Annotated in this window: 17 protein-coding genes; 9 read left to right on the forward strand and 8 right to left on the reverse strand. The window is 34.7% G+C overall.

Annotation, left to right across the window (positions count from 1 at the left end):
* Positions 1 to 110 precede the first annotated feature (110 nt).
* On the forward strand, positions 111 to 3,461 hold the full coding sequence (locus tag K6119_RS18970; protein WP_221834703.1) for a T9SS type B sorting domain-containing protein: 3,351 nt from the start codon (positions 111 to 113) through the stop codon (positions 3,459 to 3,461).
* On the opposite strand, the gene K6119_RS18975 is transcribed toward K6119_RS18970, so the two are convergent.
* The 4 genes from K6119_RS18975 to K6119_RS18990 all read right to left on the reverse strand — a co-directional run bounded on the left by K6119_RS18975 (position 3,458) and on the right by K6119_RS18990 (position 7,754).
* Positions 3,458 to 4,021 (reverse strand): lysophospholipid acyltransferase family protein, encoded by a 564-nt coding sequence (locus K6119_RS18975; RefSeq protein ID WP_237828059.1) that lies wholly within the window; start codon positions 4,019 to 4,021, stop codon positions 3,458 to 3,460. The two genes, K6119_RS18970 and K6119_RS18975, sit on opposite strands and share 4 nt — an antisense overlap.
* 143 nt (positions 4,022 to 4,164) lie before the next feature.
* A complete protein-coding gene (gene priA, locus K6119_RS18980) occupies positions 4,165 to 6,648 on the reverse strand; it encodes a replication restart helicase PriA (protein ID WP_221834701.1) in 2,484 nt (827 codons plus the stop codon).
* A gap of 31 nt (positions 6,649 to 6,679) precedes the next feature.
* Complete coding sequence (locus K6119_RS18985; protein WP_221834700.1) at positions 6,680 to 7,132, reverse strand: rhodanese-like domain-containing protein; 453 nt, start codon at positions 7,130 to 7,132, stop codon at positions 6,680 to 6,682.
* Positions 7,113 to 7,754 carry a hypothetical protein gene (locus tag K6119_RS18990; RefSeq protein ID WP_221834699.1) on the reverse strand — a complete coding sequence of 214 codons (642 nt, stop codon included), beginning with the start codon at positions 7,752 to 7,754 and terminating at the stop codon, positions 7,113 to 7,115. Before K6119_RS18990 ends, K6119_RS18985 begins: the two co-directional genes overlap by 20 nt.
* Before the next feature lie 120 nt (positions 7,755 to 7,874).
* Here K6119_RS18990 and K6119_RS18995 point away from each other — a divergent pair, with 120 nt between their 5' ends.
* From K6119_RS18995 to K6119_RS19030, 8 genes are all read left to right on the forward strand, one after another.
* A complete protein-coding gene (locus K6119_RS18995) occupies positions 7,875 to 8,516 on the forward strand; it encodes an outer membrane beta-barrel protein (RefSeq protein WP_221834698.1) in 642 nt (213 codons plus the stop codon).
* 73 nt (positions 8,517 to 8,589) lie between these two features.
* Positions 8,590 to 9,279 (forward strand): RadC family protein, encoded by a 690-nt coding sequence (gene radC, locus K6119_RS19000; RefSeq protein WP_221834697.1) that lies wholly within the window; start codon positions 8,590 to 8,592, stop codon positions 9,277 to 9,279.
* A gap of 63 nt (positions 9,280 to 9,342) precedes the next feature.
* Positions 9,343 to 10,485, forward strand: coding sequence for a non-hydrolyzing UDP-N-acetylglucosamine 2-epimerase (gene wecB / locus K6119_RS19005; RefSeq protein ID WP_221834696.1), 1,143 nt, complete (start codon positions 9,343 to 9,345; stop codon positions 10,483 to 10,485).
* Positions 10,479 to 11,723, forward strand: coding sequence for a polysaccharide deacetylase family protein (locus K6119_RS19010; protein ID WP_221834695.1), 1,245 nt, complete (start codon positions 10,479 to 10,481; stop codon positions 11,721 to 11,723). The genes wecB and K6119_RS19010 overlap by 7 nt, the downstream gene beginning before the upstream one ends.
* Positions 11,708 to 12,832 carry an ABC transporter substrate-binding protein gene (locus K6119_RS19015; RefSeq protein WP_221834694.1) on the forward strand — a complete coding sequence of 375 codons (1,125 nt, stop codon included), beginning with the start codon at positions 11,708 to 11,710 and terminating at the stop codon, positions 12,830 to 12,832. Before K6119_RS19010 ends, K6119_RS19015 begins: the two co-directional genes overlap by 16 nt.
* Before the next feature lie 24 nt (positions 12,833 to 12,856).
* Positions 12,857 to 13,867 (forward strand): FecCD family ABC transporter permease, encoded by a 1,011-nt coding sequence (locus K6119_RS19020; RefSeq protein ID WP_221834693.1) that lies wholly within the window; start codon positions 12,857 to 12,859, stop codon positions 13,865 to 13,867.
* Complete coding sequence (locus tag K6119_RS19025) at positions 13,854 to 14,558, forward strand: ABC transporter ATP-binding protein (protein ID WP_221834692.1); 705 nt, start codon at positions 13,854 to 13,856, stop codon at positions 14,556 to 14,558. Before K6119_RS19020 ends, K6119_RS19025 begins: the two co-directional genes overlap by 14 nt.
* 4 nt (positions 14,559 to 14,562) lie before the next feature.
* A complete protein-coding gene (locus K6119_RS19030; protein ID WP_221834691.1) occupies positions 14,563 to 15,489 on the forward strand; it encodes a GSCFA domain-containing protein in 927 nt (308 codons plus the stop codon).
* 54 nt (positions 15,490 to 15,543) lie between these two features.
* Here the strand turns inward: K6119_RS19030 and K6119_RS19035 are convergent, their stop codons facing one another.
* The 4 genes from K6119_RS19035 to K6119_RS19050 form a co-directional block, all read right to left on the reverse strand.
* Positions 15,544 to 16,737, reverse strand: a complete 1,194-nt coding sequence (locus K6119_RS19035) for a glycoside hydrolase family 16 protein (protein ID WP_221834690.1) — start codon at positions 16,735 to 16,737, stop codon at positions 15,544 to 15,546.
* Between the two features lie 8 nt (positions 16,738 to 16,745).
* Positions 16,746 to 17,690, reverse strand: a complete 945-nt coding sequence (locus K6119_RS19040) for a tail fiber domain-containing protein (RefSeq protein ID WP_221834689.1) — start codon at positions 17,688 to 17,690, stop codon at positions 16,746 to 16,748.
* Between the two features lie 187 nt (positions 17,691 to 17,877).
* Complete coding sequence (locus K6119_RS19045; RefSeq protein WP_221834688.1) at positions 17,878 to 19,287, reverse strand: PKD domain-containing protein; 1,410 nt, start codon at positions 19,285 to 19,287, stop codon at positions 17,878 to 17,880.
* On the reverse strand, positions 19,288 to 19,860 hold the full coding sequence (locus K6119_RS19050) for an RNA polymerase sigma factor (protein WP_221834687.1): 573 nt from the start codon (positions 19,858 to 19,860) through the stop codon (positions 19,288 to 19,290). It abuts the gene before it with no gap.
* Between the last annotated feature and the right edge of the window lie 57 nt (positions 19,861 to 19,917).

Raw genomic sequence — 19,917 nt, forward strand, 5'->3', positions numbered from 1 at the left:
GAGCGATCATTTGTGGTCGCTCTCTTTGTTTTGTACCTTTGTATTTGGCAACTTAATACGTAGTATTAACGTATTAAATAAAAACGCTTTTATTGCGTTAACAGTCTTAAGTGCGCACAAAACTACTGTTCATACTCCTGTTCGTCCTGTCATTTGCTAATGTTGGGAAGGCTACTCACATTATGGGTGGTGAGATAACCTGGGTGTGTTTAGGTTCAGGACAATATCAGTTTGATTTAATTCTTTACAGAGATTGCAATGGATTGGACATTGTTGATCCTACTTTGGATATTGAAGTTTGGGGACATCCCACAGTTTCTACAATTCAATGTGATTTGGTAACAACCATTGATCTATCTCCAAATTGTACAGAAGTAACTGGTGGGCCAGCTGAATTAGATTGCGGTATCGGTTCTCAAGGAGGAAACGGACCTGGAGCAGTTCAAAAATTTATATACCAATCAAATGCGGTAACTTTATCAGGAACTCCACCTTCTACAGGATGGAAGTTCACTTATGATTCCTTTTCAAGAAACTGGGATCTAACAAATATCCAGGATCCATTCAATTACGGAATCACTTTATCGGCATACATGTACGATACAGGAAGTGGAAATGCCAATCCTTGTACTGATTCTTCTCCGCAGTTTGCTCAAGAACCTTACATTGTTATTTGTCAGGGGACAGATGTTCAATTCAACTCAAATGCATATGATCCAGATAACGATTCATTAGTTTTTAGCTGGGGAATTCCATTGAATGATTTTAATTCAGGAACGTTTGATCCACCTACAAATCCCGCACCTGTTCCATTTGAATTAGGTTTTGCCTATAACAATCCAACACCAGATGCTTCATTTGATCCGGGAAATATTCCGGCTACTATGGATCCGGTTTCAGGAGATATCAACTTTTTGTCCAATACAATCGGAAATTTCGGAATTGTTCAAAAAATTGATTCATACAGAAATGGTGAACTAATCTCCACAATTCACAGAGAAATTCAAATGATCATCATTCCATGTCCGGGATACAATAACACAGCCCCTGACATTACGCCACCTTTTGCAGGAAACACTTCTTTTGAAGCAACTTTTTATGCTGGAGATTTAATCAATTTTGACATCATCATTAATGATTTGGAATTTCTGCAGGACGGAACTCCACAAACTGTCATATTAGATCCTTCAGGAAATTATTTTGGAACCAACCTAACAAATCCTAACAGTGGATGTGATTATACGCCATGTGCCACTTTAGATCAACCTCCAATAATTACTGGGGTACAAGGTTTAACCACAACATTTAATTGGCAAACTTCATGTGATCATTTGCTTGATTCGGATGGAAATCAACAGCAATCTCAAACTTATGATTTTGTTTTAAACGCCCAGGATGATTATTGTCAAGTTCCGGGCAGAACCTATGAAACAATTAGAATCACTTTGTTAAATCAAGCAGAAGTTGAGCCGGTTGACTTGCACTGTGTAGATGTTTTACCAAATGGAGATGTAGAACTTACCTGGACTCAAACTACAGATCCGGGATCTTCATTTATTCAATATGAAGTTTGGTCTGTTCAAGATGGGTTTATTGCAGCTATTCCAACAATTACAACAGAGAATTATACGGTGCTAGGTGCCAATGCAGATTTGGGATCAAAAGACTATTTCATCCAAACTAAATGGGGTTGTGCAGGTAATAATTTGTCTTCTTCAGATACACTTTCTTCTATCTTTTTAAACCTAAATGACTTGGGAGATGGAAGAATTCACCTGACATGGAACAGTACACATGATCCAATGAATGCTGGAGACAATGCAATGGAAGAGATTTGGAGAGAGTATCCAGTAGGAACATGGACCTTGAGAGGAACAGTGCCTTATGGTACAAATCAATTGGTGGATACGATAGATGTATGCAATGACCAATTAACTTATGAAATTGTGGTTGCCAATAGTGCAGGTTGTAGTTCAACATCTAATAATCCTTCAGGAATGTTTCAGGATATAATAAATCCCATAATACCAGAAATTTATTGGGTTTCAATAGATACAACCAATGATTTTGTTCAGATTTGCTGGGATCAAAATGATGCACCAGATACTTACGGTTATGTAATTTATGGCTTGGTAAGCGGATTTTGGACAGAGTTAGATACCACTTGGGGAATTGGAACAACCTGTTACACATATACAGCAACAAACTCTATGAATGAGCCAGAGTCATTTAGAGTTACTGCTTTTGATTCGTGTTTTACAAATGCATTTCCTCCAACCTATCAAACATCAGCATTGAGTAATCCTCATACTACAATCTATTTGGAGGATGTTTATGATGTATGTGAAAAGTCTGTGACCTTAAATTGGACTCCTTATGAAGGATGGGATGTAGGAGTAAATAGATATGACATTATTGTAAAAGCAGGAAATTCAACATTTGATATAGTAGCAACAGTGGATGGTAATGTAACTTCATGGACGCATGAGAACCTTGGTTATGATTTGAACTATTGCTATTATGTGCGGGCAGTTTCAAATGACGATACAATAAGTTATTCTAATTTAAATTGCAGATTTATCTCTAAACCTTCACAGGCTTCTTTTCATTATTTAGCAGCCGCATCTCATACATTAGGAGGAGATATTGAAGTAAGGACTTATACAGATGGAACGGCAGCAGTAGAAGAGTATGAGATTGAAGTAAAAGGTCCGGATGATAATCAGTTTAGTGTGGTAAATACTATGGGGCCAATTGCAACAGATTGGTTGTATTATACAGATACAGATGTTTTTCCAGATAGGGGTGCTTACCAATATAAAGTAGGCATTGTTGATTCTTGTGGAAATATTGGAGATGAGACAAATATTGCCAGAACAGTTTTCTTGCAAATTGATGTAGATGATGTTGAAATGATTAATACTCTTAGCTGGTCATCTTATGTTGGTTTTGATGGGAATATTTTAGAATACAGAATATATAGGGGAGAGGACGGAATTTTCCCAAGTACTCCAATCGGAACAACTAATCCTGCTTTAAGATCATTCACAGATGATGTAAGCGCTATGTTTGAGTCTGAAGGACAGTTTTGTTACCGAGTAGAAGCGGTAGAGGATACAAACAGTTATGGATTTGCTGAAACAGCTTTTTCAAATACCGCCTGCGCAACATTTGACCCTGTAGTATATATTCCAAATGCGTTTATTGTAAATGGAGAAAATCCTGTGTTTTTGCCGGTTATAGCTCTATATGAGTTTGATTCTTATCAATTAACTATCTATGATAGATGGGGGAGAGAAGTATTTACAACTACAGATAGCAATGAAGGCTGGGCCGGATATGGTCCTGGAAATGGCTTGGTTCAAGAAGGAGTCTACGTTTATCAATTAACTTTTGAAGATAGAGATGCGCAAGAGTATGTCTACAGAGGAAGCGTAACAATGTTGGTTGATAAGTACTAACTTAATCCAACTACAATTTCCCTTAGTTTATTTTGAAATTCCAAATCATCCATGTCCTTATATTCTTCATAAGGAATTGGTTTACCTATAGAAACAACAACTTTTCCGCCTCTCATTTTTAAATGAGAATCACCCGGCCATGCACGGTAAGTTCCATCAATTTTTACAGGCAAAATTGTAGTCTTGGTTTCTTTTCCTAAAATAACAACTCCCTTTTTAAAACGAGAAATGTCTTCACCAGGAATTGTTGTTCCTTCAGGGAAAATTACTACACTGTTTCCAGCATGTAAAATCTCTCCTGCTTCTTCAATGCTTTTTTGAGATTTTTGAGAGTTTGATCGGTCAATGAATACCATTCCTGACATGCGCATGTAGAATCCTAAAAAAGGCACTTTTTTTAATTCTACTTTGGCGATAAATCTCAAATACAATGGCAATGCTCTAAAAAGTGCCGGAATATCTGCATATGAAGAATGGTTGGCGGCAACTATATAGTGTTCTTTAGGATTTACATTCTCTAAGCCGTGAACTTTAACGCTTGTTCCAATTAGCATCATCATGGGTCTTGACCACAGATATTTAGCTAAAAAAACAATTGCTGATGGGCTCCATGAAAACAAGTAAACAATTGTAGCAAAAGTGATACAAAATATTGACCACAAAAGGATCAAAATCAACTTGAATATGGTGAGTATGGCTAGCATCATTGTGGATCTACATCTATGTCAATGCGAATCGATCTATAATCATGATCCGCCAAAAATAGATCAATTTTTTCTTTCACAATGTCTTTTACTTTTTTTGCTGAAGCGTCTCGTTCAAATTTCAGAGTTATGTTTTTTAAATAATAGTTTCTAACCCTGCTTACTAAAGGAACTTCAGGTCCTAAAACTCTATCTTTAAAAACGGCTTGTAGAGATTTAGCCAAAGATGCAGCTCCTACCTCCAGGGTCTCAATTTTCTTATGCCTCAGTTTTAAAACAACAATCCTAAAAAATGGAGGATAATGAAAGTTTCTTCTCTCCAAGATTTCCTGGGTGTAAAAGCCTTCATAGTCATGCTGCATTACCTTTTGAATTATCCAATGATTAGGCTCGTAAGTTTGAACTACAACCTTACCTCTTTTTTGCTTTCTTCCTGCTCTTCCTGCAACTTGTGACATCAAATGGTAAGCTCTCTCAAAAGCTCTAAAATCCGGAAAATTCAACAATTGATCCGCACTTAATATTCCTACCAAACCAACATTGTCAAAATCTAGCCCTTTTGTCACCATTTGAGTACCGATTAGGATATCAACTTCCTTGTTCTCAAAATCAGATATTATTTGGGAATATGCATGCTTTGCTCTGGTTGTATCCAGATCCATTCTTTGAAGTTTTGCTTCAGGGAAATAAATGGCCAACTCATCTTCAATCTTTTCAGTTCCAAAACCTATCATTTTCAATTTTCTGCTGCCACAAGCTCCACAAGAAGAAGGAGGGGAGATGTAATACCCACAATAATGGCATTTTAATACACTGGTAGACTTGTGATAGGTGAGTGAAACATCACAGTTTTTGCAATGTGGAGTCCATCCACACATTTCACATGTCCAAAGCGGAGTATAACCTCTTCTGTTTTGAAAAAGAATAATCTGTTCTTTTGCCTCAAGTGCAGTTTCCATATTTTCAAGTAGAAAAGATGAAAAATGCGATTTCATTGTTTTTTGCTTGGTCTCCTTTTCAAGATCTGCGCACTGTATTTCAGGCATTTTAACTCCACCAAATCTCTCTGTTAAGGTAACCAAACCATATCTGTTTTCTTTTGCGTTGAAATATGATTCAATTGAAGGAGTTGCGCTACCAAGTAATACTTTTGATCTATGGAGCCTTCCTAGAATGATGGCAATATCTCGTGCATTATATCTTGGGGATGGATCATATTGTTTAAAAGAATTTTCATGTTCTTCATCCACTATGATTAAACCTAAATCCCTAAACGGTAGAAATACACTTGAACGTGCACCCAGTATTATTCTAAATTGATTTGGGTCATTTTGCAATACCTTGTTCCAAATTTCAATACGCTCATTTTGATTGAATTTAGAATGATATACTCCTACTAAATCTCCAAAATATTTTCTTAATCTGTTGATTAGTTGAGTTGTCAAGGCAATTTCGGGTAGCAAAAACAATACCTGTTGTCCTTTGTCAATCGCTTCTTGTATTTTCTGAACATAAATTTCAGTTTTCCCCGAAGAAGTTACACCATGCAAAAGCACTACATCTTTTTCTGTAAATGATGCATTGATTTCTTCATAAGCTATTTGCTGTGCATCTGAAAATGCCTTTTGCTCTTGTATATCTTGATCATGCGCTTCTAATCTTGACACCTCTGCCGCATATATATCAACAATCTCTTTTTTTGCCAATGAATTCAATGAAGATTCACTGATTCCTTCCTTGACTAATTCTCTTCTTAGTACGGCTCTTTGATCAGATTTTTGCCATCTGGATAATTCAACAAGTTTAAGTAAAGCGGCAACTTGTTTCTCATTTCTGCTGCTTTGCTCAAGTTCATTCAATACAATTGAAAGTTCTTCACTGGATTGAATCCTTTCATCAATTTCAACAAATGTGGAATATTTGGGAGCGTATTTTGCATTGAGCTCTTCAGAAACTATCGCACATTTTTTATCAATTAATGACTTGATTAATGGTTGAATTGTCTTTATCTGAACAATTTCAGCAACTTCTTTTAATGTCAATTCATCTTGAACTTGTAATGCTTCAAGTATCAAAAATTCTTTATCACTTAAGCCTCCTTCAGCTCTGTCAAATTCAGGGTGTAATGAAAGTTTTGTTTCACTGGCAAGTTTAAAATTAGAAGGCAATGCTGCGTTCATTACATCTCCTAAATCTGCCAAATAGTACTCAGCAATCCAATCCCATAGCTGAAACTGCTTGTCTGTTACAATGGGATAATCATCTAGAATTGCTTCAACGTACTTTACCGTATAATTTTTTGGAACTTCTTCATGAACATCCTTTACTATAGCGGTATAATACTTTGCACGCCCGAAAGGAACGATAACTCTTTTGCCAATATCTATCTCTTCGTTAAGCTCAAAAGGAACCCTGTAAGTATAGGTATTCGGTATGCTTAACGGTAAAATTACATCAACAAAATAGGTTATCCGTTCGGACATCCGTTATTAATTTTATAGTTAGTTAAAGGGATTATTTTTCCCAGTTTCCGTAACCGTTTTGAAGGTTGTAAACTTCAGGGAAGTGATTTCCAATCAACAATTCTTTGGCCATACCGCTTCTTCCTCCAGCCTGGCAATAAACAAAAATTGGTTGATCTTTGCTTAAAGTATCTAAAGCAGCCTCAAAATCACCGCTCGTATAATCAAGGTTGATAGCTCCTTCAATATGTCCACCTTCATATTCTCCTGCTGTTCTTACATCAATCAACAAACCAGGTTTATCAATTAAGTATGAATTGAAAGTTGCATTGTCTAAGTCTTCTGCAATTCCTGCATCTTCTGTCACTTCTACTTCTTCAGTAACTTCAACCTCTTCAGTTGTTGTTTGCTCGTTGTTTTCTTCAGTTGCTTCTTCTCCACCACAAGCCATAAAAAATGTTCCTAAAAGAGCTAAAGCGGTAATTTTAATCTGTTTTTTGTTCATAAGGCAATTCATTGTCTTGTTTATCATTTTGTAAAGTTGGTTGTTCGCCCTTTAAAAAGCGATACGTTAATCCAAAAGTAGCCATTTCAGGCGACCAAATTGAAAGTTCTAAATTGAGTCCGATTTTGTCATTGATGAAGTAATTAAATCCTCCTAAAGTAACTCCTGTAAAGAAGTTTGCTCTTTCTGGTAAAAGGTTTCTAGTAGGTTCTGGAATCACATCCGGATGATGTATAAAGAAAGATCCTCCTACACGTAGTTTGATGTAGTATTCAAATCCTTTTCTGTAAAACAACGATACTTTTGGATTCGCAGAAATGTAAAAGTAGGGCGCGCCGTAATAATCCGGTCCGTAATAAATATTCAAATACTGAAAACCAACACTTCCTGAAACAGAAATGATCTGACCGAGTGCAAATTCATGTGTATAAGAAATAGTAGGTGTCCAGGATAAAATTTCAAATTTTTGAGCACTGGTATCATTGATTGCATTCTGAATTCTAATGTTATCTAAATGCACTTTACTAAATCCTGCATTAAACTGAATCAATCTGTTATAAGTTGATTGAGCTTGGGTGTGTAAGCTTATAAACAGGGTGAAAATGATTAGCAGGTTTCGCATGTAACAAATTTAGTTAATTATAGTATCAGTTATATAAGTTGGCACAAGATTTGTTCCTGTTGCCGAAAAAATCACGAGTCAAATAAAGTAGTATATTTGATTCATAACTAAAGACAAATTATGAAAAGAAAGTTATTCACTGGTATATTGGCACTTATGGCTGCTTTCACAATGAATACAGCAAGTGCACAAGTTGAGCAAGGAAATTTTATTATTGACCCTTACTATGGTTATCCAAACTTCTCAAAAGGATTTTTAGGACAAGCTGGAGTAGAGTCAGATTTAGAGTCTACTGTTGATTCAGATGTTACTAACGCAAAATTAACCGGTTTAGGGCCTTGTGGTATTCGTTTAGAATATATGTTGGCTGATCAATTCGGTTTAGGAGTTGATTTTATCTATAACTCAGTTGGAGTTAAGGGGAATTATACAGTGACAGATTCTTTAGGAAATCAAACAACTTATGAAGCTTCTGCTAACATGCAAAGATTCAGAGTACAATTGAGATTTAACTATCACTTTGTACAAACTGAGCACTTTGATGCTTATGCTGGAGTAGGAGCTGGATCAAATACTAGATTGTGGAAGGCAACTTCTACAGATCCTAATTTCACTAATACTTCAGCACCAGGTCAATTGTTGCCTGTTTCTTTGAGATTAGCTTTAGGAGCTAGATATTATTTCATTCCAAATCTTGGTTTAAATGCTGAGATTGGTTTAGGTGGTCCTGTACTTTCAGGAGGTATCTCTGTGAAGATCTAATCCGAAACAATAAAATATTGAAAATCCTCGGCTAATTAGTCGAGGATTTTTTTTGCTTTTATATCTTTATAAGATGTCTAATTATCTGTCTATAAAGAAACTGGCTGCTGATGATAGGCCAAGAGAGAAACTAAGGGATAAAGGTGCTACCAGTTTATCTAATGCTGAAATAATCGCCATTTTAATTGGTTCAGGTAATGCAGATGAATCTGCTGTTCAATTAAGTCAACGCTTATTAAGTGATGTTGGAAATGATTTGAATAAGCTGGCACGATTATCTGTTAAAGACTTAATGAAGTATAAAGGAATTGGAGAGGCAAAGGCCATTACAATTGCTGCAGCTTTAGAAATGGGCAGGAGAAGAAAACCAGAGCAGTTTGATGCTGAAAAATCAATCAAAGGAGCAAAGGATGTTTATGAAACCGTTAAACACCTTTTTCAAGATAAAGAACATGAAGAGTTTTATGCTGTTTTGTTGAGTAGGGCAAACAAAATAAAGTCTATTGAAATGATATCAATGGGTGGGGTAAGTGGAACAGTCGCAGACGGAAAAATTATCTATAAAAAAGCCTTAGAAAATACAGCTTCAGGAATTATTCTTTGTCACAATCATCCATCAGGAAACCTAAATCCAAGCCAATCAGATATTACTTTGACAAAAAAGTTGATTGAGTTTGGAAAGTTCATTGATATTATGGTTTTAGACCATCTTATTGTCACTGATGCAGGTTATTATAGTTTTGCTGACGAAGGATTAATGTAAAATCAATATCAAACTACTTTTCATTGATTATCTTTAGAGAGTAATTGGCCTTTTATCACGATTATGAAAATTGTTTCTATCATTGGAGCTCGTCCGCAAATTATAAAATCTGCTGCTATCACCAGGTATATTAATGAAAACCTGTCTGATGAAATTGAAGAGGTAGTATTGCATACAGGACAACACTATGACGAAAACATGTCTGGTCAGTTTTTTAAAGAATTAAATTTACCACAGCCTGTACATAACCTCCATATAGGAGGGATGTCTAACGCCGATCAAGTTGCTGAAATGATGAACGGCATTTCAAATATTTTAGAAAAAGAAAAACCTAATGCTGTCTTGGTTTATGGTGATACCAATTCTACTTTAGCCGGAAGCCTAGCAGCTAATTATGCTAAAATTCCATTGGTTCATATTGAAGCAGGTTTAAGATCTTTTGATAAGGATATGCCTGAAGAGGTGAATCGGATAATAAGTGACCAAATGTCTACCCTTCTGTTTTCGCCAACTCACGCCGGAATTTTAAATCTTAAAAATGAAGGCTTTTCTATAGAGATAAATGAAGATCCGGATGTAAATTATCCAAATGTGTACCATTGCGGTGATATAATGTATGATAACGCCATTTATTATGGTGATAAGGCATCTGAAAGAGACGTAATAAGCCAATTTGGATTACATAATGACTTTATCTTGGCCACTGTTCATAGACCTCAGAATACTGATGATCCCAATAGATTAAACCATATTTTTAGAGCATTATACAGATTGGTGTCGGATAGAGATATGCAATTAGTGTTGCCGCTACATCCAAGAACTTCTTCAGCATTAGAAGAGAGTTTGGATAAACAATTACTTGAGAAAATTAGAGCTCATGAAGAGTTCAAATTGGTAGAGCCTTTAGGATACTTAGAAATGATCCAATTGCAAAAACGTGCCAGTTTGGTAATCACAGATAGCGGAGGTGTGCAAAAAGAAGCTTATTTCTTTAAAAATCCATGTCTAATTCTTCGTCCGGTAACTGAATGGAAAGAAATAGTTGAAAATGGTAATGCGGTTTTGTGTGATGCAGACGAAGATAAGATCATTAGATCTTATGATGTTTTAAAGAACAAAATAGATTTTACTTTTCCTTCATTATTTGGAGATGGTGATGCTGCCAAATTTATTTGTAATGAAATTCTATCTAAAATCAAATGCTAGCAGTATTCTCTAAATCAATAACTGAACGACTTAAGTATGTTTTAAATTTCTGCTTCACAGATAAGGGTATTGAAGTGCAGTTGTTTGATGATCAAAAACAATTTGAAGATTATGATGGCGCCAGACTTAATTACTCTTCATTGCCTTTAGATACTGATTTTGCAATAGACCCATCAGGCTTACTTTTTGAAAATGATATAGATGAAGATCTGGAACTTATTGAAGATGAAGGTGAATTGACAATAAGAGAATCTGTAGATCCATTGTCTGTTATATTTTTCATTATTTCCAGGTATGAAGAGTATCTACCTCACGAAAAAGACCAGCATGGAAGGTATTTAGCCTCCAATAGTCAACTTTACAAACTTGATTTACTAAAACAACCGGTAGCTGATAAATTAACAAAGAAACTTTGGATCAAATTAAACCTGAGCTATGAACATGTTCAATCTAAATTTGAATTAGTTCCTTCATTTGATATTGATGTAGCCTGGGCATACAAGAATAGACCCTTCTGGAGAAAATTAGGGGCCTTTTCAAAGGGTAAGATCGCAGAGCGTTTAAGCGTTTTACTTCATTTAAAAAAGGATCCATATGATACTTACTCTACCATAATGAAAATTGCTTCTGAATTGAACAGAATTATCTGTTTTGTTCCTTTAAGTGATTATGGTCCCAATGACAAAAATATTTCATGGAAAAATGAAGCGTATCGCTCTTTAATTAGAGGTTTAAATGCTTCAGGAGGAGTAGGCTTACACCCCGGTTATGCTTCACATCTTAATGAAGATAAATTACTAAATGAAAAAGAAAGATTAGAGGAAATTGTAGGACATGAAATGGTCAAATCCAGATTTCATTTTTTAAGATTTCAAATTCCTGATAATTATTTAATGATGTATTCATTAGGTTTTACTAAAGACTATTCAATGGGATATGCAGAAGAGGTTGGATTCAGAGCCGGAACATCTTTTCCTTTTTACTTTTTTGATTTAAAAAATAATCAACAAACAAACTACCTGATCTTTCCTTTTGCCTACATGGATAATACCTTTAAAGATTACCTAAAAGCTAGTCCCGAAGAGGCAATCGAAGAAATGAAATCATTGATGGATGAAGTTAAAAATGTAGGTGGAGTATTCATGTGCATTTGGCATAATCATTCAATAAACAATAAAGGAGAATGGGCTGGTTGGTATCAACTGTTAGATGAAACTGTAAAATGGAGCAAAAAATAGTTTTAGTACTTCTTGGCTTCTTGTTTTTTTCATGCGTTAACCATCAATCAGCAAATGAAAAAGAAAATGAATTTTGGACATCTACTACTGATTCTATTCATTTTAAATACGCACAGGGAATTACAATTACTACTCGTTCAAATGGTTTTGATATAATTTCAAAAAGTCATTCTGATAATACCTACTATAAAGATCACTTGTTTTTACCCTTCCATCATGAGCTAGAGTATCCTAAACTAGCAAAAGTGGTTTATGCAGATTTTGAAAAGGTTTGTTGTCAATCCAGTACTCACCTTTCATTTATCAATCAGTTAAATGAATTAGACAAAGTAAAGGGGGTATGTGGATTTCAATACATCATTAATCAAGAAATCAGGTCAAAATTAGAAGATAATGAAATTAAAGAACTGTGTTTAGGAGAAAGTACACAACTGGAAACTGTACTCTCGATTGATCCTGATATTTATTTCGTTTACCCTTTCAACGCGACAGAAGTTGAGGATTTGGAAGCTAAAAATGTCAATACTTTTATGATTGGCGAGTACCTAGAAAATGATCCATTGGCCAGATTAGAGTGGATTAAATTTTTTGGATTAATTTTTAATAAACTAGATGATGCAGAAGCTTATTTTAAAACTACTGAGGATGCATACAATAAGTTAAAGATGGATAAAATTGATCCCGAAAAACAGTTCTTCATGAATTTACCTTACGGTGAAAATTGGGACGCTCCATCTGTAAATTCATTGATTGTGAAGTTAATAAATGATGCCGGTTTAGATTATTGTTTTAAAGATGAAGTAGGAACAGAGAACATTGTCAAGTCTAAAGAAGAAATGTGGCAAACCGGTGCAAAAATGCCATATTGGATAATAATAGCCAGTCGTCCTTTGGATTATTCTTTAGCAGATTTAGTAGCTGAAGAAGAAGTTTATGGTACTTTCAAATCTGTCCAAGAAGGGAAAGTTATTTTTTGCAACACCAGTAATTCAGAGTATTTTACAAAAGGTGTGTTAGAACCTCACATAATGCTGCAAGAAATCAAAGCTGCAGTGAATGGAGATGTTCAATTTGCAGAGAACTATCAGTATTTTACCTTGCTCAAATAATTAACTTTGGGCAAAAGTTTCAACTTGAATTTTAAAAGAGACATCATCATAATTGTAACTGTAATTGTGCTTATTGTACTTTTATTTGTGTCCAATTTATATTTGGGTGATGCTGATATTCCCTTAGGAGATGTCTTTTCAATATTAAGTGGAGGAAATGCAGAGAATGAAGCTTGGTCATACATTGTTGAGTATAGATTAAACAGATCAATTATTGCAGTTTTTGGAGGTGGTGCTTTAGCCATTTCAGGATTGATTTTGCAAGTTTTCTTTAGAAATCCATTAGCCGGACCTGGAGTTTTAGGAATTACATCAGGAGCCTCACTTGGTGTTGCCTTGGTAATTCTTGGAGGAGGAGCTTTTGTTAATGCTTTGGGCGGAACAGCTGTTTTATTGTTTGGCGCTTTAGGAGCAATAGGCGTTTTATTTCTATTGTTGTTTTTATCCAAGTACATAAAAAACCAGGTAACGCTACTCGTCATTGGTTTGATGATATCTTACTTTACTTCAGCATTTGTCAATATGTTGTATTTATGGTCTAACCAAGAACAAACAAGAGAATTTGTGATTTGGGGACTAGGAAGTTTTGAAGGACTAAGTTCTAATCAAGTGTTAGCCTTTACTTCAACAATTGTTGTCTTTTTAGCCTTATCAATTTTGATGATAAAAGGCCTCAATGCTTTGGTCTTAGGAGAAGATTATGCAAGATCATTGGGAATTGATCTTAAATTACAAAAGACTTTAATGATTGTGGTGACAAGTGTATTAGCTGCTGTAGTTACAACTTATTGCGGTCCCATTAGTTTTATAGGGATTGCTGTTCCTCAGCTAATCAGAATAGGTGTTAAAAATAACAACCACGCATTTATGTTACCTGCTGCATTTTTAGGTGGAGCACTTTTGGGATTAACAGCTGATATTATTGTTAGAAGTGTAGGAAACGCATTACCACTAAATACTGTAACTGCACTTATAGGGGCACCAATTATTATTTGGACAATAATTAAAATGAATAAGCGACTTGCTGGAATGTAAAAACATATCGTTAAAAGCAGGAGATAAAGCTCTCTTTACAGCATCCGAATTATTGCTTAATGCCGGATTGTACGCACTTGTTGGGCGAAATGGAACAGGAAAATCTACCTTTTTAAGGACTATTGCAGGAGAGCTTAGCACGGATGGGACAATTTTATTGAATGGAAACAATATAGAGGAGATAGGGTTGAAGCAAATGGCATTTCAAATAAGTATTGTAAAATCTCGTGCACAATTGTTTGGAGATTTTAATGTTCGAAATATTCTCATGTTAGGCCGATTACCTTATCAAAAAATGTTGGCCATTCCTTCAAAAGAGGATAATCAAAAGGTGGATAAAGTAGCTAATGATTTAGGTCTTGTTGATCTTTTAGAAAAGAACTATAACCTTTTAAGTGACGGGGAAAAACAAATGGTGATGGTGGCTAGAGCATTTGTACAGGATACTCCCGTGATTTTGTTGGACGAGCCCGCAGCATTTCTGGATTTGGTGAATAGAAAGGAATTATTGGATCATTTGAAAAGATTGGCTGCACAAGAAAACAAGCTAATCATTTTTGCTACTCATCACATTGAGGTATTACCAAATTACTGTGATGGCGTGATGTTAATTCACAATAAAAAGTTATCTCTATTGAAGGATAAAAGTAAGTTTGTAGATACTATAAATCAGGCATTTGAATTAAATTGAAACTATGAAATGGAGAACCGAAGTACAAGTTGAAAATAACAATGGATACATTCGTTATAACCACAGTATGGTTGCTATAGGTTCATGTTTTGCTGACGAGATAGGGGGGAAGCTAAAAGATGGTGGAATGGATATTTCTGTCAATCCTTTTGGAGTGATTTTTAATCCTGTTTCAATCATGCAGCTTATTCAAAACACCTTAGACGGAAATTTGCTGGATTCCTTGATTTTAGAAAGGGATATGAAGTTTTTTCATTACGGGTTTCATTCTAAAGTATACGGTACAGATAAAAATGATCTCACTAAAAACATTGAGAGTATCCAATACAACATTCAACGAAGACTTTTAGAGGGAGATAGGTTGTTTTTGACATTTGGAACGGCTTGGGTATATAGATTGATTGAACAAAATACCATTGTCGCCAATTGTCATAAAATGCCGGCTAATTTGTTTAATAAAGAACTTATTGATCTGGATAAGTTGAAAGAGAGGTCGGTGCTTTTATTTGAAAGGATTTTTGAAGAGAACCCTAAGCTAAAAGTAATGATTACGGTAAGTCCGGTTCGTCATGTCAAGGATGGTTTGCATGAAAACAATATATCAAAGGGACTTTTACATCTGCTTTGCGCGCATTTGGTAAATCATTTTAAACAGGTAACCTACTTTCCTGCCTTTGAAATGTTAGTAGATGATTTAAGAGATTACAGATTTTATAAAGAAGACCTGATACATCCTAACAATCAGGCTGTAAATTATGTATTCGATCACTTTAAGCAATCACAATTTGATGATGAAACAATGGCCAAATTTAGTTTGCACGAGAAGTTAAAGAAGGCTAAAGATCACCACTTTATCAATGCTTCAATAGAGGAAGTTAGAAAGCACGAAGATTATATCAATAACTTGGAGGCTAAGCTGACTGAGCTTTAATAAAAAAGGCTCCAAAAAAATTGGAGCCTAAATTCACTTCTTTTAATAAAATTGTTAATTGGCAGGACATGCATAAATTTCGGCTGAAAACTCTGCACCAGCTGGAACAGTAAAATTGCCATTTATCTGAATAAAATCAGTGGCTTTCATCCTAACAGGATTAGTTGTATTTACACTTGAAGCGCAAGATCCACTACTTCCACCAAAACTGATACTTTTTTTAATCTTACCGTCATAGGTGTTTACATCATAAACACATGAATTAATTACGGAGTTACAATCATAGTATGTTGTATCAATGTGGTATGTTCTAATGTAATCGATATCCATATAATATGGTAACGAGTTAGAAAACAAAGTGTGGTTTTGTTCATTAAACTGATTGCCCATACTAGGTCCAACTACCCACCCGAGATCAAGTAAGCCAGGTGTTCCTAGGGATTCTGTACCATTCACTAAAGTGCCATCAATATAAAAGTAAATCTTATTTGATAACCAGAGACAAGAAATAATGTGCCAACCTGCGGATAATGTTGTATTACCATTGTCAATACCATATATGCTGAATTGTCCACTTGTATTATTTAAAGTGTAGTATGGATTCGAATCGTTAATATCATCAAAATGAATATTACATTGTGATTGATTATAATCATTAGGATCATCATAATTACAAAAAATTTCTGCAAGATCTATTTCTGAGTAAATACCGACATTCGGATCTGTGTCAGGCCAAGAGTTCCATAACCAGGCATTTGAAGCGATACCGTAAAAATCATCATTAGTATTTGGTGAATCTGGTATTCGAAACTTTATTTCATAGTATCCATATTGTTGCAAAACATTTTCTGCACTCCAAATATTTCCAGCTGTATAATCAAATTGCGACGTAGTATAAATATCATTATCTGAGTCGTAGTATGCACAGGTTGTATTTGGGGTATATGTAAGGGCAAGTCTTAGAAATGTTGCGCTTAAATCTGATTGAATTGAAATATTTGTAGATGAATTGCTAGTGCAGTAGGAAGTACCTGGAATATTTGCATTTGTACTTTGAGAATATGGAGGAAGTGAAACGTGCCATTTGTTGGGGTTACATACCTCAGTTCCTGAATAAACACTATTAAATTCATCAGTCATAAGTGTAGTTGTTGTCCACATTGGGTCTCCACTATAACCTGGGATTTGTGAATAAATGATATTTCTAGTAAATATCAATGATATAATTGTTAAAAATATAAATTTCATTTATTGAATTATTTGTTAAGAATCATCTTCTTAGTATCTACTTCAATATCATCTACTATTAGAGAATACAGATACATTCCGGGTTTAAATTGTCTGCCTTCAATTTTCAATTCACCTTGTTGTCTTGAGTCTAATGGAAATTCTTGCAGTAACTCTCCTGTCATATTAAATATCATAATAGAAGCTGAATTAAAGGATTCAGGAAGTTCATATTTAATTAAAGTACTTTCTCTAAATGGATTTGGCTTATTTTGAAATAAAACAGCACCATTAGAGATTTGATTTTGATCATTGATTTCAAAATCAGTATGATTAGCCAATTTAAATAGTAGATTTTCAATCTCAATTAATTTATTTTCAAGGGTCAAAATTTTCTCATTTTGAGAGTTAATAATATTCTGTTGTTCTTGAATTCCTTTTACTAAAATTGGAATGATTTGATCGTATTCCATACAAAGAACACCCATCATTTCATCTGTAATATCCGGTAAAACACTTTTTGCTTGTTGAGAAATGAAACCGTATTTTAATTTCTTTTCACCATTTTCTAAATCACTTTTCAAATGATAAGTAAATGTTTCGAGTTCCATCAATATTTCAAGCCCATTTTCTAGTTTATTTATATCTGTCTTGATGTTTCTATCGGAAGGTTGATATGAAGAGGCGTAAACTGTATTATAACTAGTATAGTAAAAAGCTAATTTTCCATTTGATGACCCGAGTATGGTATTAGTTGGGTTAACCGATAGTCTAAAAGAATGAGCTGGATTGTATTGAGGGTAGTTAACTAGAATTGCACCATTATAACCCGTTGGCTGATCAACAGTTAGTGAATAATAAGAATTGGCCGAAGTGGTTTTAACGGCGACATTTCCATTAGATTCTACTTTTAACTGTGCAAAGTTTATGGTTGCAACAAGAAAAGTACTTAAAGCGAAAATTATTTTTTTCATATTTTTTAGTTAAAATTTTGTTTGAAACTACACATAATTTCGCCGCGACAATTACGCAAAAAAAACCGTATTAATACGGGTTTTTTGTGTAATTGAAATAAAAAAAACCACCCGCTTTTGGAGGGTGGTTTTTTTATTTTTGCAAAGAAAATAAATCAATAATCAAACCTATTGATCTATCAAGATCTTAGTAGATGACAAATACTTGTCCTTCATAAAACTCTTTTTCACCATTGTTGTTGATTAACTCAACTCTCCAGATAAATGATGATTGATTTGGAGCCAATGTATTGTCTTCTGTATATTTTCCGTCCCAAGGCTCAAATGCATTTCTTGTCCAGTACACTTGTTTACCTGATTTGTCAAAAATTGTCATTGTAAAGTCGGCATCAAGAACTGTTAAAGCCAATGGAATAAAGTTATCATAGTTACCGTCTCCGTTTGGAGAGAATGCTGTTGGAGCTAACAAATTGTAGTCTTCTTTTACTTCAATTTTTCTATTTCCTTTATTGATACATCCGTATTCGTTTTTAGCAGAAAGTTCAATAGCATAAGTACCTGCTTTTCTAAATGTGTACTCAAAGTCAGCATTATTAGATTGTTTCAATCCTTTGATGTTCCACATTACTACATCTCCATTATAAGTTGTGTTTTCAAACTTATATGTAGGGATAGCTTCTGTAGATTGTGACCAGCTAAATTCAACTTCTGGTAATTTGTGTACAGTGATCATATCAGATTGAGTATCCAACAATTTGTTAGTTTTCGGATCTTTCACTTGAAGCGTTACCGTATATTCTCCTGCTTTTTTGTACTTATGAGTTGCATTGATTTGCTGAGCAACTTCTCCATCTCCAAAATTCCAGATGTAAATCAAATTCTCATTTGTTCTTTTAGGAGTGAATTCACATTTACCGTTTTGGCAAATCTCACTTTGACTCATGTTAAACTTAGCAGATGCTTTAATTACCAATTGATTTTGATCAAGACCTGAATTATCATTTCCTACATTGATATCATCTGGTTTTACAGTATTAGTTTGAGTAGAACCGTCTTCTGATGTTTCTTGTGTGTTTAATGATGTTTCATTATCGTCAACATCAACAGGATTTACCTGATAAGTGTTGTTATTATTTTCAGTATTGATCTGATTGTATTGATGATCAGTATTATTGCTATTGTCAACTATGTTATTGTCAGCAACAATCTCATTATTAACTGTATTATCATCATTCATAACAATAGTGTTGTTATTTTGATGATTAGGTTGATCTATAATTACTTCCTGAGAAGTGTAATTTGAAATTTCATTGTCAATTGAAGAATCACTATTTAAATAGCTAACTCCGGCAACGATAGTAATAACAGCAGCAGAACCACCGATCCATTTCCAAACATTGTTGGCAGGACCTAATTGGCTGTTAACTGCATCCCATGCAGCAGGATTATAAGGGGCTTGATAAGACTCAGCGGATTCTTTAACCATGTGTTCAAAAGAATCTCCCAGCTCTCCACTAATTTGATCCCAAGCCTGAGGATTAAAAGGTGCTTCGTACCCTTCAACCGTTTCCTTGATTAATTTTTCAAATTTGTCCATTTATCTATCGTTCTTCTCAAACTTCAAAAGAAGTTCAGCTTTTAATTTTTGTTTGGCTTTTGCAAGGTTTGATTTGGAAGTTCCTTCACTGATACCCAAATACTCCGCAATTTCTTTGTGTGTAAATCCTTCCATCACATACATATTAAATACTGTACGATAGGCCGGAGACAAATTGCTAATAGCTTGTATTGCTACTTCTGCTTTGAGTCTGATTTCGTAATCATCTTCTTCTGAAAATGGTACGTCCTCTTCAATGTTTTGAACCTTATGGTCATCTTCAATCGAAAAAGGATCACGTTTGTTTTTCCTTATTTGGTCGATTGCAGTGTTGACCATGATTCTCCTAATCCATCCTTCCAAAGAACCTTCAAAATTGTAAACATCCAGTTTCTTAAATATTTTGATAAAACCATTTTGGACCATGTCCTGCGCTTCATCCTGATCTTTGGCGTAGCGCATACAAACCGCCATCATTTTACCATAATACAACTCAAATAACTTCTGCTGGTACTTGCGTTTCCCTTTGATGCAACCATCAACTATTTCTCGAAGTTCATTTTTAGTTTCCACTGGTTTTTACATTAGATAAACGAATACTAATTTGGAGGGTTGCCAGCAAAAGAAAAA

The organism is Paracrocinitomix mangrovi (genome assembly GCF_019740355.2).
Lineage (GTDB): Bacteria > Bacteroidota > Bacteroidia > Flavobacteriales_D > Crocinitomicaceae > Paracrocinitomix > Paracrocinitomix mangrovi.

Bases quoted from the DNA above. Each gene is read 5' to 3' on its own strand.
- K6119_RS19040 (WP_221834689.1), bottom strand. From the start codon at position 17,690: ATGAAAAAAATAATTTTCGCTTTAAGTACTTTTCTTGTTGCAACCATA.
- K6119_RS19010 (WP_221834695.1), top strand. From the start codon at position 10,479: ATGCTAGCAGTATTCTCTAAATCAATAACTGAACGACTTAAGTATGTT.
- K6119_RS18990 (WP_221834699.1), bottom strand. From the start codon at position 7,754: ATGCGAAACCTGCTAATCATTTTCACCCTGTTTATAAGCTTACACACC.
- K6119_RS19030 (WP_221834691.1), top strand. From the start codon at position 14,563: ATGAAATGGAGAACCGAAGTACAAGTTGAAAATAACAATGGATACATT.
- K6119_RS18995 (WP_221834698.1), top strand. From the start codon at position 7,875: ATGAAAAGAAAGTTATTCACTGGTATATTGGCACTTATGGCTGCTTTC.
- priA (WP_221834701.1), bottom strand. From the start codon at position 6,648: ATGTCCGAACGGATAACCTATTTTGTTGATGTAATTTTACCGTTAAGC.
- K6119_RS18985 (WP_221834700.1), bottom strand. From the start codon at position 7,132: ATGAACAAAAAACAGATTAAAATTACCGCTTTAGCTCTTTTAGGAACA.
- K6119_RS18975 (WP_237828059.1), bottom strand. From the start codon at position 4,021: ATGATGATGCTAATTGGAACAAGCGTTAAAGTTCACGGCTTAGAGAAT.
- K6119_RS19045 (WP_221834688.1), bottom strand. From the start codon at position 19,287: ATGGACAAATTTGAAAAATTAATCAAGGAAACGGTTGAAGGGTACGAA.
- K6119_RS19035 (WP_221834690.1), bottom strand. From the start codon at position 16,737: ATGAAATTTATATTTTTAACAATTATATCATTGATATTTACTAGAAAT.
- radC (WP_221834697.1), top strand. From the start codon at position 8,590: ATGTCTAATTATCTGTCTATAAAGAAACTGGCTGCTGATGATAGGCCA.
- K6119_RS19015 (WP_221834694.1), top strand. From the start codon at position 11,708: ATGGAGCAAAAAATAGTTTTAGTACTTCTTGGCTTCTTGTTTTTTTCA.
- wecB (WP_221834696.1), top strand. From the start codon at position 9,343: ATGAAAATTGTTTCTATCATTGGAGCTCGTCCGCAAATTATAAAATCT.